Below are 13507 nucleotides of genomic sequence, written 5' to 3'. Positions count from 1 at the left end.
AATATGAAAAATAACTTTTATCAAGAAGACGAATTATTAAATAATGAGCTTTCTAATAGAGGGTTCTTACTAACTAAAGTTGATGATGTTATAGGCTGGGCAAGAGCTAATTCTTTATGGCCTATGACTTTTGGGCTTGCTTGTTGTGCTGTTGAGATGATGCAGGCAGCAGCAAGTAGATATGATATGGATCGCTTCGGTATGCTGTTTAGACCAAGCCCAAGACAGTCCGACCTTATGATAGTCGCAGGAACGCTTACTAATAAAATGGCACCGGCTCTACGTAAAGTATATGATCAAATGGCTGAGCCTAAATGGGTACTCTCAATGGGTAGCTGTGCTAACGGCGGCGGGTATTACCATTTTTCCTATTCGGTAGTACGCGGCTGTGATAGAATCGTGCCGGTTGACGTATATGTCCCTGGCTGCCCTCCTACTGCCGAAGCATTAATTTACGGACTTATGCAGTTACAGAAAAAAATTAAACGTACTACAGGTTTTAAGTATGACGCTAGACAAACTCATTGAAAAGCTTGCTGCTAAATCTAGCATTTTAATAAAGCCTATTAAAGTTAAGGATTATTTAGCTTACAAAATTGAATCGAATTTTTTATTACCGTTTTTAAAAGCTTTAAAAGAATCGGAAGAATTACGTTTTACTGTACTTACTGATTTATTCGGCTCTGATTTTCCTGAAAGAGATAAAAGATTTGAAGTAGTTTACAACTTACTAAGCCTAAAATTAAATAAGCGTCTTATAATAAAAGTATATATATCTGAAAAAGAAAACATACCTTCAGCTATGAATATATTTAGTGCCGCTTGTTGGTATGAGCGTGAAGTTTACGATATGTACGGGGTAAATTTCGATGGCAATGACGATAAAAGACGCATATTAACCGATTACGAATTTGAGGGACATCCTTTGCGTAAAGATTTCCCGTTAACTGGTTATATGCAGGTTAAATATGACGAGAATCTAAAGAAAGTGGCTTATGAGCCGGTCGATTTAGATATAGAATATCGTGAGTTTGATTTTAGCTCTCACTGGCATAGCCCGACTTACGTATTACCCGGGGATGAAAAGGCAACTGATGTCATTCCTGCGAAAGCAGGAATCCAGAAATAGAATTACATCAAAACCGTCATTGCGAGCAGCCTTAGGCTGCGTGACAATCTCATGAAATAATACTCCTGAGATTGCTTCGTCGAATTACTACGTAATTCTTCTCGCAATGACGTTTGATCAATATATAATTACTAACCATGACTAACAACACCAAAACTATAACTCTAAATCTTGGACCACAGCATCCGGCAACTCACGGAGTTTTAAGGTTAATCCTTGAAATGGACGGGGAAGTAGTAAATAATGCTGATCCTCATATTGGGTTACTTCATCGTGGTACAGAAAAGCTTATTGAGCATAAAACATATTTGCAGGCTATACCTTATTTTAATCGCCTTGATTATGTTTCGCCAATGTGCCAAGAACATGCGTTTGCCTTAGCCGTCGAGTCGTTATTAGAATGCGAAGTCCCACGAAGAGCTCAGTTTATCAGGGTACTATTCTCAGAACTAACAAGAATTTTGAACCATACTTTGAATATTGGCAGTCAAGCTTTAGATATCGGTGCTACTACTCCTTTATTATGGCTTTTTGAAGAGCGAGAAAAAATCATGGAATTTTACGAACGTGTTTCCGGCTCTCGTATGCATTCAAACTACTTCAGACCTGGGGGCGTTGCAGAAGATTTACCTGATGGTTTACTTGAAGATATAGATAAGTTTATAAAGCAGTTTCCTCCTAAACTTCACGATATTGAAAGTCTACTAAATGAAAATAGGTTATGGAAACAACGTTTAGTAGATATCGGCGTTGTGTCTCAAAAAGAGGCAATGGACTTCGGGTTTTCAGGACCGATGCTTAGAGGTTCAGGCATAGCTTGGGATTTACGCAAGTCAAACCCTTATGACGTTTACGATGAAATGGACTTTGAAGTACCAATCGGCAAAAACGGTGATTGTTACGACAGATATTTTGTTCGTATGCTTGAAATGTATGAATCAATCAAGATAATCAAGCAATGTATAGAGAAAATGCCGAAAGGTGCAGTTAAAACCGATGATCCTAAATTAACACCGCCGACAAGAGCCAAAATGAAAAAATCTATGGAGGCAATGATTCATCATTTTAAGCTCTATACGGAAGGATATGACGTCCCAGCCGGTGAGACTTATAAAGCAGTAGAAGCTCCTAAAGGCGAGTTTGGTGTATATTTATACTCGCAAGGAGGTAACAGACCTTATAGATGTCGTATTAAAGCACCCGGCTTTGCTCATTTGCAAGGACTAGATTTTATGTCTAAAGGTCATTTAATGGCAGATGTTATTACTATTATTGCAACGCTTGATATAGTATTTGGTGAGATAGATAGGTAGACGAAGTTTAATTTGAAAAATTGGCTTCGTTGTTTAATATTTTTTGATCCTCACGTACTAGTATGTACGCTGCGGTCAAAAAATATGAAACGCCTTGCTCTTTTCCAAATTAAACTTCGTCTACTACACTATTCATAATATTAGGAGTATATGAATACAAAAATTACAAATTTTACATTTGATAAGAAAAACTTAAATCTAGCAGAAGATATTATAAAAAAATATCCGCCGGAGGGTAAAAGAAGTGCAGTACTTCCGCTGCTTGATTTAGCACAACGTCAAAATGGCGGTTGGCTACCCGTGCCTGCTATCGAGTATGTCGCAAATATGTTAGAAATGCCTTATATGCGAGCTTATGAGGTGGCAACATTTTATACTATGTTTAACTTAAAGCCTGTCGGTAAATATCATATTCAAGTATGTACTACTACCCCTTGCTGGCTGCGTGGTAGTGACGATATAATGAAAATTTGCGAAAAGAAATTAGGTGTAAAACTCAAAGAAACTACTGAAGATCAAAAATTTACTTTAAGCGAAATAGAATGTTTAGGAGCATGCGTTAACGCACCGGTCATACAAATCAATGATGATTATTATGAAGATCTAACTCAAGAAAAAATGGAAAAACTAATAGACAAGCTTCAAAATGACTAGAATCTTATTATTATTACTTAGATTTTATCAATATTTCATTTCCCCGCTACTTGGCAATAATTGCCGCTTTCATCCCACTTGTTCAGAATATGCTAAAGAAGCTATAACAACACACGGCACACTTAAAGGCTTGTGGCTTACCTTTAAAAGAATCATCAAATGCCAACCGTTTTATAAGGGGAATTTATTGTATGATACAGAAGTTCGATGTCATTCCTGCGAAAGCAGGAATCCAAAAAAAAGTGAAATTATTTGAGCTTTTAATTTTTAAATTTAGTGCATTTATACTTTTTAATGGCTGGATTCCTGCTTTCGCAGGAATGACATCGATAAACGCCATAAATATAAACACTATATATTCAACACTAATTTTTTACTATATTATATATAATGAATCTAATCCCATTATCTCGTGAGTTTTTTGCAAGAGATACTAATATAGTAAGCACTGAGTTAATCGGTAAAGTCTTATATTTCCAAGGTAAAACAGCTATCATTACTGAAACTGAAAGCTATATAGGACAGGATGATCCTGCTTGCCATGCAGCAAGAGGGCGTACCAAAAGAACAGATATAATGTTTGGTCCAGCCGGATTTAGCTATGTCTATTTAATTTACGGAATGTATTATTGTTTAAATTTCGTAACTGAAACTGAAGGCTTTCCGGCTGCGACCTTAATTCGAGGCGTACATGTTATTTCACCTGAAAATCTATATCTAAACGGTCCGGGTAAATTATGCAAATACCTTGGAATTAATATTTCTCATAATAAATGCGATCTTATCAATAATAACGAATTTTTTGTCGGCGATATCGGCTTAAAGCTACCCTACTCTACTACTACCCGCATTGGTATTACCAAAGGCACGGATAAATTATGGCGTTATGTTGTTACTGATATCGCTAATTTAATCTCTCAATATAATGTAAAGCCTTAATAAGGTCATATTGATTTACGGCAAAAGGACCACGAAAAGGTTTATCAAGGATAAATAATAAAAAAAGCATTGATGATGAAGTGATACAAACTAAACCAACCGAAATCTTATGTAGATAAAGCTTGGTACCAAGCATACAGACAAAAATTAAATTAATAGCGGTCATTATACATACAACTACCCAATATTGAATATTTAAGGAAAAATAGGACATTTTAATCCTGTTATACCTTACGGTATAAAGCTCTTTTATCTCCTCAATGATTTCCTGCTTAGTAAATAGCTGCATTTGCTCGCTTGCTTTATAAGCTTGTAGTCGCTTATTAATATCTTGGAGGAAAATAAGAGCTTCATGACCAATTTTCTTGCCGTCTTTCATTAATTGCCATTCACGCTGCATTACATCTTTGATATAATTTTTAATATCTAGATAAATTGCAGGTCTCATTTCATGGGGAAGCCAACCTACACTATCTGCAAGCCTCATCAACACTATAGATTCTGCTGCCACCCCTTCTTGAGCTTTATTAAAATTACCGAGTAAATAAATTAATACAAAACCGGTTGATACCGCATACATACTACCGACTACACCCGATAAAAACCCGCCAAGACTTCCAAGCTCTTCTTTTTGAAAATTATTAGGAATAATGTATTTTGTTAAATATAAACATCCCGCACAAAAACTCATCAAAACAATATTTATTATGATGAATAAAACAATATTAGGAACGGTATAGATAAAGTCAATTATATGATTAACCATAAGCATTGTAATTTTTACGTTATGTCATTCCCACAGGGCATTGGTCTTGTTGCATGGCTCGGTTTTTTTGTTGTCATCCCGTGATTTATTCACGGGATCTAGGTAAAAATACTAATAATATTAGTATTTTTAGTTGTTTTCTGGATACCGTGGTCAAGCCACGGTATGACAGAGGTGAAATTGATTCACACAGCTTACGGCTGCTCGCAATGACGACTAGCTATTCAGACAGGCAATGCCTTGCGAGCTACACTTCAGTCTCTTCTAAGACCACCGTAGAATCAGCAAGTTTAGTAATTTTCTCAATTTTTAACCGAGCTTCCTTTAGTTTTTTCTCACAATGATTCTTAAGTAAAATACCTCTTTCAAAGCTATTAACTGCCGTCTCTAGACTCTCTTGTCCGTTATCTATTTTTTTAACAATTTCCTCAAGCTCTTTTAAAGCTTCTTCAAAGCTAATATTTTCTTCTAAAGTTTTAGTATTAGTCATTTATTTTTATTTTTTAATGGTTATCTGTAGTAGTTTTGTCTTCAGTTGTTTGGTGTATAAGTAATTTTTTTAGCTCACTACTATCAAAAGTTTTCTTAGGAGCAAAAATACTCCCTTGCATTTTTATATTAAGCTGTGCCAAACTATCTTTATCAGAACTCGTATTTGAGGTATTTAACTTAACAAGCCTTGCCGGTACATAAAATGATAAAATACTTGATGCGTCCATATCAAAATTATATATATTAACTGCAAAAGAGGCCGCACCGCTACTATATTGTGTTGCAAATTTTACTTTCTTTAAAAGAGCAATACCTTTTTGTAGTTCAATATCACCGCTTATGCCTCTAATATTTTCTTGTCCTGTGGTTATAGCACTATTTATATCTTTATCTAGATTTTGTACTTTATAATCAGCTGTATTAATTTTTGCTATAAAAGAATCAATTGCAAAATTATTAACATCTATATTATTTATAGCAAATTGTGATTTTGTAGTAAGGTTATATAGCTGACTTTGAAGAGTGTGACCGTTAGTCCCTAAACTACCGCTTATACTTACTTTTCCGCTACTTGCAGTAAATATTTTAGGCATAAGAGCCGAAACTTTATCTAAATCTATTGTATTTAAAGCATATACGAAATTTATAGAATAAGGTTCTAATAAAATATTGCCGCTACCTTGAAGCTTACCGCCTAATAATTCTGCTTCAATATTATTAAATTGTAATAGATTATTATTATTTGCTACATAAAATTTAACATTTTTCAATATTAAATTATTTTGTGATAATGTTGATAATGTCCCGTAAAATTGCAATATAGCTTTATCTAAACTATAATCATTTATTAATTTATTTCTTAAATTTAGCATTCCTGCCGGTGATAATAAATCAGTAGTAAGATTACCGTCCTTAATTTCTATGGTCAAAGACGGCAATACACTTGAAGCATCTAAGTTCCAGCTAGTTGATAAATAGCTGCCCGCGGTTTTAAAATCCAAATTACTAATTTTTATATTAGCCGGTACGATTTTAGCAAGCAAATTCATTTTGTCAAATACATGATCATTATACTTAACGCTATCTATTAAAATATCTAAATTAGCTAAATATCCTATTGTCCTAATAGGAATAAATTTACTTGGATAATCTAAAGTTTTCATATCTTTAGTTAAATTTTTTGTAAATTCGATAAGAGGCGAAATTATCGGATACGTCCTACCGCTTAAGTCAAGCGAAGATATATTAAGCGTAGCATCTAAACGAGGTGTTTGAGCAATAAATTTACTAGAAAAATTTCCTGATAAATTTAAATTATCCGTTTTAAGTAATAAATTTTTAAAAAATAAATCTATTAAAGTGAGTTTTAAATCCGACGACAAGCTAAAAGGAATAGTTTCTTTAATAGTAACATCGTTAAATCCTAAAATATTCAGTAACGAATTTATATCATTGTGTTTTAAATATAGCTGTCCATCAAACATACTTCTAACGGCATTCTGTGTCACATCACCTGTAAGCTTAAATTCTCCGCCTGATTTAACATTACCTGAAAATTCATTTATCTTTAAAGTACCCTTTGATAAGTTAGAAGAAAAGATTATTTTTTCTAGTGCTTCATTATTACTTAAAATTATTTCGTTAATTGCTACGTCTGCTTTAAGCAATTTGTCGGCAAAAATAAATCTAATATTTGAAGAAGAAGTATTAAATGTTACCTCTGCATTTGGAGAAATTAACGAACTTAGATCTATTTTAGGAAAATCTAATTTCACATTAGTAGTAATATTATCATTTTTAGCAATGTTAACGAATCCATTACCTGTAATAAAAGAGGATGCTATTACTATGTCTTTTAGCTCTATTTCATCTTCATTATTTGAAATATTAAATTTAACGTTTACTGCCTCATTTTGATTAAATTTATTAAAAAGATGGTTTAAATCCGGTAATATATTATACATTACCGATGCTAAATTTTTAATCTGATATTCACCGCTACCGCTAGTAAGCTTAAAATCTTTGTAAATTTGCGATAGCTTAAAACCATAATCATTATTATCAATATCAAGACTAAAATCTACTATATCGTCATGTTTATTAATTGAACCTGAAATTTTACCTATATAGTTACTTGTAGTTTTAAATATGTAATTAGACGATAAAGCATTTTCTTTTTTTAATATACAATTATTAAAATTTAAAATAGAATAATCTTGTTTATTAATAATACTTAGATTAGTAACATTTAGATTTATATTTTGTAATTTATATTTAAAGAAATTCTTTATTAACTCTTCGTGATTATAAATATTTAATACATTAGAATTAGAATAAAATTTAGCATCTAATATGTCTATTTTATTAATTTTAGGATTAAATTTTATAAGCGACCACAACGAAAAATGAATTTTAATCTGCTCTAAATCTAACTCTCCTCCTTCCTTTATCGTCTCAATAATTAAATAGGGCAAAGGAAATTTATTCATCTTTATTTTGCCGATATTTTCTTTCGCAATCCCTAAATGACTGGTAAGATTATTGGTAACCGAATTATAGTTAACAAAAGATAATGCACCAAAAATTATAAATAATAATAATGAGAAACAAATTATGATGCCGGCAGCTATTTTTTTTATCATGTCTGTAAAAAAGTTTTTAAATATATTATTATATATAACTATCAAAATTTAAAGGTAAATTAATGAATTCTTTAGAAAATTTAATTTTAGTCGGTGTAATAAAATCATGTCACGGGATTAAAGGTCATGTAATTTTAAAATCTTTTACCGAACCTGCTACAAAAATACTTGAAAGAAATTTAGTAAATGAGTCAGGAGAAGATATACATATTAAGCTAATTAGCCAAAATACTAAAGGAGAATTAATTTGTACATTTAATGATATAGCTACTCGAAATGAAGCTGAAAATTTAAAAGGTTATAAACTATTTTGCTTAAGAGCAAGTTTACCAAAACTAGAAGAAGATGAATTTTATATAGCAGATTTAAATCATTTACCGGTATTAAACCAAGATCATAAAAAAATAGGCAAAATTAAAAATATTCTTAACTTTGGTGCTGGTGATATAATTGAAATAGAATTTTTAGACCAAACAACCGAATTATTACCTTTCAATAAAGAGTTTTTCCCTGTTATAACTAAAGATTATGTCGTTTTAAATTATCAAAGAGAAGTTTGAACAGGATATCCAGGTCGTCATTGCGAGCGAACGAAGAGAGCACGGCAATCTCATAAAGTAATACTAACTCCTGAGATTGCTTCGTCAATTACTTCGTAATTTTTCTCGCAATGACGGGAAAACCGATCCACACAAGAATGACATAAAATATAATTATTTCAATCTTTAATTGGGTAAATTATATGAATTTGACAATTAAGTCTTAAATACTATAATCAATATATGTATATAAATAAAAGGTTAAGCTCTATGCCTAAAACTTTAAAATACTCACTTATTATATTTATCAGTATAATATTGTTATTAATTGTTATTCCTTTCTTTATTCCTTTAAATAATTATAAAGGAGTAATAATAGACAAAGTCAAAGAGGCTACAAATAGAGATTTAACTATTAACGGCGATATAAAATTATCTTTATTACCAAATCCGGCAGTATCACTATCAGAAATTAAATTATCATCAATAGACGGCACGAAAGAACCTCATCTAATTTTCGTTGAAAATGCTAAAGCGTCATTAAAGCTTTTTCCTCTTTTTAGAGGAGCAATTGAAGTAGCTTCTATAGAACTGCAAAAACCGATTATAAATCTAGAAGTTTTGAATAACGGACAAAAAAATTGGCAATTTGCTAAATCTAATAATAAGCCTAAAGAAAATAACGTTAGTTCTACAGAATCTACTAATACTAATAGTGAATTAGAGCTTCCTATTTTGATTAGTCATTTTAAAATAATAGACGGCAAAGTAATATATATAGAAAAAAATAGTGAGAAAATATTTAACGATATTAACTTAGATACTAAAATTAAAAGCCTTAAAGGTCCTATAGATTTTACTTTAGCTTTAAAGGCTTTGGAGCAACAGGTTAATATAGACGGAAATATTGAAGAAATAGGAAAAATAATTCCGTTAAGTGCTAATATTAATCTTGCCAGTGAAAAAATTAAAATCGAAGGGAAATTTGATAGCAAAAATAATTCTTTTATAGGTAACGCAAATATTAAAGGTAATACTAAAACTTTAGGTATGCCGGCTGATTTACAAAATGACTATGAGCTAACTACGGCAATTACTGCCGATAGTAAAAATATAACTATCAAAGATGCTAGACTTAATTATCCAAATATAGAATTACTAGCAAATGCAAATTATGATATAGAGCGAAATAATCTAAAATCAAATATTATTGTAAATCCTGGTAACATTAAAACTGAGATTAGCTCTAATCTAGATAAGACAAATATTATGCTACAAGCTGATAGTTTAAAACCTATACTTGATGCTCTAAAGCTAAAGACTGATAAATTACCTCCTATTATTAACCAGAAACTGAATGTTACTTCTAATGTAATTTATAATTCCCAAGCAATAAAGCTGCAAAATATTAATTTAATTGCTGCAAATAGTAATCTAACGGGAGATATTGAGGTTAAAAACCCGGCACAAGATATAACTATTTTACACAATCTAAAAATTAATAATTTTGAGTCGTTTATGTCTCTTATGGGAGTAAGTAATTTAAGTAAGATTGGAGTATTGCAGCTAAACGGGGAAGTACAAAAAATTAAAGATAGTTTCCGTATCAATAATAAAATATCCGCTTTTAATACTAATATATCTATTAAAGGTGATGTTAATTTAGCAGCTCAGAAGCCAAATTTTAATCTTAACTTATACAGTCCTTTAGTTAATTTGGATAAAATTCTTGCAAGTAATAGCCCTACTACTGTTCCAAGTAAAACTAGTAGTCCTGCTACTCAAAACATACCTACAGCTAAAAATAATTCTCCTTGGTCAAACAATCCTATTAACTTAGGATTTTTAAATGAAATTGAAGGACAATTATCCGCAAATATTGATAAACTAACTAACGACTCATTAATCATAAATAATTTAAAAGCAAAATTAAATATCAACGGTGGCACGCTGAATATTACTTCAGTTAATGCGAGCATTTACGGTGGTGAACTAAGTAGCACCGGTTATATGAGTTCAGGAAAAGAGCAAAACGCTGCAATTAAAATTGATTTAAAAAATGCCTATCTCAAAAGTTTAACTCCGCAATCAGGTAAAATAAAAATAACTGATGGACGATTAAGTTTTAAAGCAGATCTTACTTCTCGCGGTAATAGCATTTATACATATGTTAATAATCTAAACGGACAATTTAACGTAAATAGCGATAACGGAAAAATAAGCGGGTTTGACTTAAACCGAATTGCAGATGCAGTACATAATGCTAAAAATACCGAAGGAGTATTACGGCTTATTAACAGCTCTTTTAGCGGCGGATCAACATCTTTCAAAAATCTCATTGCAAGCGGCAATATAACGCAAGGCAAGCTTAATTTAAATGAATGTAGTTTAGATGCTTCACCTGCCCAAGCAAATGCAAGCGGTCAAATTAACTTACCGCAATATACGATGGATATTAGTGCAAGCGTTACTATTGGGGATTTACCGCCTATAGCCGTTAAATTATACGGATTTATAAATAATCCTCAACATAAGCTAGATATTCAAGCTCTTCAAACATATTTAGTCAAAAATGTGTTTAGTAGTGTTATTAAAGACCTAAAAAGCGGAGAGAAAAAACCTGAAAATATTATTAAAGATGCTTTAGGTCTTAGAAAGAAAAAAGATGCAAACACAGAAGAACAAAGTAGCCCTCCACCGGAAAACCAACAGGCAGATCCTGTAAATAAGCTGCTACAAAAAGGATTAAAGAAACTGTTTTGATGTGACCGTCACAGGTGTTGTATGACTTATTATTCCTCTCTGTGTCATACCGTGGCTTGTCCGGCGTTGTTGCATGGCACCTTTGTCATCCCGTGATTTATTCACGGGATCCAGCAAAACATATAGTATAGTAACAAATATCCACGTTTTGATAAAGTTATTCCTGTGCCAAACCTAATGGATACACATCCTTTGTTTCCCCGGTATCTAATACCAAATTAGGTATGTTTTTAGGGAAATCTTGAATTGCTTCAGTAATTTTTGCTGCTTCTTCATTAATATTTAACTCTTTAAGCACAATAATTAAATCTTCATACAATGATTTTCTATTTGGATTTAACCCTTAGCTCTTTTGATAAAAGCGAGTGCTTCCTCCGGATTTATTTTATGTAACTTATTAAAAAACTCTTCGTGGTAGTATGCTTTACTTGGATCTAATTCAATAGCTTTCTTTAATGATTTAATTGCATTATCTTGTTGTTTTTCCATTAAAATAGAACTTAAACTATGAAAAACTTCAGCTTCCCTATTATTATACTGTTCAGTTTTATTATAGGCTGCAATAAAATTTGAAAGTTCTTCAGTATCAATTTCAACGAATTTTCGTAGATTGTCTTTTTCTTCTTGATATTGATATCTATTATGAAGATCGAGACATTTTTTAAACAGCTCTGCAATTTCATCTTTAGTCATAATCTATCCTCTATTAATCTACTATAATATAAAAAAACTAAATTGGTGAAGCTAATATTTACCCATATTGTTTTTTCCATTCTATTTTCATCTTTTTATATTTCTTATTATCTTCTGCCTCTTTCCATTTTTTGAAAAATATATCGGCACTTTTTACTTTTTTTGGGTCACCCCATCCTCTTTCTAATTTCTTATAATCATGTTCTTTGTCATATTTTTTCCCACCTTTATAATTAGCATAACGTCTACTTCTAGTAAAACCCATTTGCAAATATTTACGAGCCATATCAGCTCCAACAAAATCATTATCCTCTAAGTATTTTAAAAATATTTCATATATTTTTCCACTACTTTCTTTAGCAATTTCAGGAGTTTTAAACTTCCAATAAGGCAAAATTTCATTTTTATACGGTTGACAAATTAATACTCCTTGTTCACCTTTACCTACTCTATAGCTTTCCGGGCATTTACGATAATCAATATCATTTTTCCATTTATAATTTTTATTATCAAAATTTAGATAGCTTGGTTTTTCCATAACTTATGATATATTCGTAATTAATAATTTATAACTACAATTTCAATATAAGTAAATAAATCTGAAGCTTGTAAAGCTAAGTAAGTATTTTAAATAAACTTTAATTTAAAATCGTATGGTTAAGAAAATAGTACAAAATACGAAAACTTTGCATGTACGTCCTAATGGGAGATCAGCGGATTACATAACCCCTAACTTTATATATGGCTGTGCAGGAGGTTGTAGAAATAGTTATTGTTATGTAATGCGTCACAACTATGAAACATTATATATAAATGAAAATATAGATCAAATACTTGACGTATTAGATAAACATGTAGCAAGTTTACCGACTAAAATTTCCAATCAAACAGATTCTAAATATTGGACATATGATATAGGTTGTTCTACCGATGTAAGTTTGCATTGGAAACACACTAATTGGTTAAAGATATTTAATTTCTTTAAAGAACATCCACGTGCTAAAGCAACTTTTGCTACTAAATATGTTAATCCGAAGCTGCTTAACTTTAATCCTGACGGAAAAATAAGAATTAGATTTAGTTTGATGCCGGCAAGGATAAGTGAGATATTAGAGCCAAAAACGAGTCCAATTATTGAGAGAATAAAAGCGGTGAATATTTTTATTGAAGCAGGTTATGAAGTTCATTTAAATTTTTCTCCTATTATTGCTTATGAAGGCTGGCTTACCGAATATGCAAAGTTATTTGAAAATTTAGATCAATACATAAATAATCAATATAAACCGTTTATAAAAGCGGAATGCATATTTTTAACACATAACGACAAACAGCATGAAAGAAATATTGCCTCAAATAGATTAGAGAGTGAAGCTTTAATTTGGCAACCAAATATACAGGAAAATAAAGTAAGTGAATATGGAGGCAAGGCTGTACGTTATAAAGCCGGTATTAAGAGTAATTTTATCAAACGATGGAGTATATTGCATGACAGGTTACTCCCTTGGAATCAAATCCGATATATCTTCTAACTCTTCCTACTTATCAAAATTATGATATGTTTCTTCACGTTGGGTTTC

Annotated in this window: 15 protein-coding genes and 1 pseudogene; 9 read left to right on the top strand and 7 right to left on the bottom strand. The window is 31.4% G+C overall.

Annotated elements, in window-relative coordinates; all coding sequences use genetic code 11:
- The first annotated feature begins 3 nt into the window (after positions 1–3).
- The 6 genes from H6P87_RS02575 (at position 4) to H6P87_RS02550 (ending at position 4035) form a co-directional block, all read left to right on the top strand.
- Positions 4–528, top strand: a complete 525-nt coding sequence (locus tag H6P87_RS02575; RefSeq protein WP_202069912.1) for a NuoB/complex I 20 kDa subunit family protein — start codon at positions 4–6, stop codon at positions 526–528.
- Entirely contained in the window at positions 506–1129 is a 624-nt protein-coding gene (locus H6P87_RS02570; protein WP_202069911.1) for an NADH-quinone oxidoreductase subunit C, read from the top strand. The genes H6P87_RS02575 and H6P87_RS02570 overlap by 23 nt, the downstream gene beginning before the upstream one ends.
- A 137-nt stretch (positions 1130–1266) precedes the next feature.
- On the top strand, positions 1267–2442 hold the full coding sequence (nuoD, locus tag H6P87_RS02565) for an NADH dehydrogenase (quinone) subunit D (protein WP_202069910.1): 1176 nt from the start codon (positions 1267–1269) through the stop codon (positions 2440–2442).
- 150 nt (positions 2443–2592) lie between these two features.
- Complete coding sequence (gene nuoE, locus H6P87_RS02560) at positions 2593–3096, top strand: NADH-quinone oxidoreductase subunit NuoE (RefSeq protein ID WP_202069909.1); 504 nt, start codon at positions 2593–2595, stop codon at positions 3094–3096.
- Positions 3089–3352: a membrane protein insertion efficiency factor YidD gene (gene yidD / locus H6P87_RS02555; protein WP_202069908.1), complete on the top strand. Its 264-nt coding sequence runs from the start codon at positions 3089–3091 to the stop codon at positions 3350–3352. The genes nuoE and yidD overlap by 8 nt, the downstream gene beginning before the upstream one ends.
- Positions 3353–3486: 134 nt before the next feature.
- Positions 3487–4035, top strand: coding sequence for a DNA-3-methyladenine glycosylase (locus H6P87_RS02550; protein ID WP_202069907.1), 549 nt, complete (start codon positions 3487–3489; stop codon positions 4033–4035).
- Here H6P87_RS02550 and H6P87_RS02545 read toward each other — a convergent pair.
- The 4 genes and pseudogenes from H6P87_RS02545 to H6P87_RS02535 all read right to left on the bottom strand — a co-directional run bounded on the left by H6P87_RS02545 (position 4001) and on the right by H6P87_RS02535 (position 7935).
- Positions 4001–4726, bottom strand: coding sequence for a bestrophin-like domain (locus H6P87_RS02545; RefSeq protein ID WP_202070078.1), 726 nt, complete (start codon positions 4724–4726; stop codon positions 4001–4003). The two genes, H6P87_RS02550 and H6P87_RS02545, sit on opposite strands and share 35 nt — an antisense overlap.
- 179 nt (positions 4727–4905) lie before the next feature.
- A pseudogene (locus H6P87_RS07495) lies at positions 4906–4986 on the bottom strand (permease); the annotation flags it as partial.
- A gap of 62 nt (positions 4987–5048) precedes the next feature.
- Positions 5049–5291: an exodeoxyribonuclease VII small subunit gene (locus H6P87_RS02540; protein ID WP_008580037.1), complete on the bottom strand. Its 243-nt coding sequence runs from the start codon at positions 5289–5291 to the stop codon at positions 5049–5051.
- A gap of 13 nt (positions 5292–5304) precedes the next feature.
- Entirely contained in the window at positions 5305–7935 is a 2631-nt protein-coding gene (locus tag H6P87_RS02535; protein ID WP_202069905.1) for an AsmA-like C-terminal region-containing protein, read from the bottom strand.
- Positions 7936–7997: 62 nt separating this feature from the next.
- Between H6P87_RS02535 and rimM the strand changes: the two genes are divergently transcribed.
- Positions 7998–8495, top strand: a complete 498-nt coding sequence (gene rimM, locus H6P87_RS02530) for a ribosome maturation factor RimM (protein WP_202069904.1) — start codon at positions 7998–8000, stop codon at positions 8493–8495.
- A 249-nt stretch (positions 8496–8744) separates the two neighbouring features.
- Complete coding sequence (locus H6P87_RS02525) at positions 8745–11237, top strand: AsmA family protein (RefSeq protein WP_202069903.1); 2493 nt, start codon at positions 8745–8747, stop codon at positions 11235–11237.
- 157 nt (positions 11238–11394) lie between these two features.
- On the opposite strand, the gene H6P87_RS02520 is transcribed toward H6P87_RS02525, so the two are convergent.
- The 3 genes from H6P87_RS02520 to H6P87_RS02510 are packed head-to-tail and all read right to left on the bottom strand — an operon-like array spanning position 11395 to position 12468.
- The gene (locus H6P87_RS02520) at positions 11395–11556 is read right to left on the bottom strand and encodes a hypothetical protein (RefSeq protein ID WP_246438051.1); all 162 of its coding nucleotides are present in this window, start codon (positions 11554–11556) and stop codon (positions 11395–11397) included.
- A 17-nt stretch (positions 11557–11573) separates the two neighbouring features.
- Positions 11574–11930, bottom strand: a complete 357-nt coding sequence (locus tag H6P87_RS02515; protein WP_246438048.1) for a hypothetical protein — start codon at positions 11928–11930, stop codon at positions 11574–11576.
- Positions 11931–11988: 58 nt separating this feature from the next.
- Entirely contained in the window at positions 11989–12468 is a 480-nt protein-coding gene (locus H6P87_RS02510; RefSeq protein ID WP_202069902.1) for a DUF4385 domain-containing protein, read from the bottom strand.
- Positions 12469–12583: 115 nt separating this feature from the next.
- Here H6P87_RS02510 and H6P87_RS02505 point away from each other — a divergent pair, with 115 nt between their 5' ends.
- Positions 12584–13459 carry an SPL family radical SAM protein gene (locus H6P87_RS02505; protein ID WP_202069901.1) on the top strand — a complete coding sequence of 292 codons (876 nt, stop codon included), beginning with the start codon at positions 12584–12586 and terminating at the stop codon, positions 13457–13459.
- The last annotated feature ends 48 nt before the right edge of the window (positions 13460–13507 follow it).

The sequence above is a fragment of the Rickettsia tillamookensis genome, from assembly GCF_016743795.2.
GTDB lineage: Bacteria > Pseudomonadota > Alphaproteobacteria > Rickettsiales > Rickettsiaceae > Rickettsia > Rickettsia tillamookensis.
The sequence above is the reverse complement of the archived record's forward strand: the minus strand, read 5'-3'. Positions and strand labels throughout refer to the sequence as shown.

What these genes read in the sequence shown, in the direction of transcription:
- H6P87_RS02575 (WP_202069912.1), top strand. Translation starts at nt 4, where the DNA reads ATGAAAAATAACTTTTATCAAGAAGACGAATTATTAAATAATGAGCTT.
- H6P87_RS02570 (WP_202069911.1), top strand. Translation starts at nt 506, where the DNA reads ATGACGCTAGACAAACTCATTGAAAAGCTTGCTGCTAAATCTAGCATT.
- nuoD (WP_202069910.1), top strand. Translation starts at nt 1,267, where the DNA reads ATGACTAACAACACCAAAACTATAACTCTAAATCTTGGACCACAGCAT.
- nuoE (WP_202069909.1), top strand. Translation starts at nt 2,593, where the DNA reads ATGAATACAAAAATTACAAATTTTACATTTGATAAGAAAAACTTAAAT.
- yidD (WP_202069908.1), top strand. Translation starts at nt 3,089, where the DNA reads ATGACTAGAATCTTATTATTATTACTTAGATTTTATCAATATTTCATT.
- H6P87_RS02550 (WP_202069907.1), top strand. Translation starts at nt 3,487, where the DNA reads ATGAATCTAATCCCATTATCTCGTGAGTTTTTTGCAAGAGATACTAAT.
- H6P87_RS02545 (WP_202070078.1), bottom strand. Translation starts at nt 4,726, where the DNA reads ATGAGTTTTTGTGCGGGATGTTTATATTTAACAAAATACATTATTCCT.
- H6P87_RS02540 (WP_008580037.1), bottom strand. Translation starts at nt 5,291, where the DNA reads ATGACTAATACTAAAACTTTAGAAGAAAATATTAGCTTTGAAGAAGCT.
- H6P87_RS02535 (WP_202069905.1), bottom strand. Translation starts at nt 7,935, where the DNA reads ATGATAAAAAAAATAGCTGCCGGCATCATAATTTGTTTCTCATTATTA.
- rimM (WP_202069904.1), top strand. Translation starts at nt 7,998, where the DNA reads ATGAATTCTTTAGAAAATTTAATTTTAGTCGGTGTAATAAAATCATGT.
- H6P87_RS02525 (WP_202069903.1), top strand. Translation starts at nt 8,745, where the DNA reads ATGCCTAAAACTTTAAAATACTCACTTATTATATTTATCAGTATAATA.
- H6P87_RS02515 (WP_246438048.1), bottom strand. Translation starts at nt 11,930, where the DNA reads ATGACTAAAGATGAAATTGCAGAGCTGTTTAAAAAATGTCTCGATCTT.
- H6P87_RS02510 (WP_202069902.1), bottom strand. Translation starts at nt 12,468, where the DNA reads ATGGAAAAACCAAGCTATCTAAATTTTGATAATAAAAATTATAAATGG.
- H6P87_RS02505 (WP_202069901.1), top strand. Translation starts at nt 12,584, where the DNA reads ATGGTTAAGAAAATAGTACAAAATACGAAAACTTTGCATGTACGTCCT.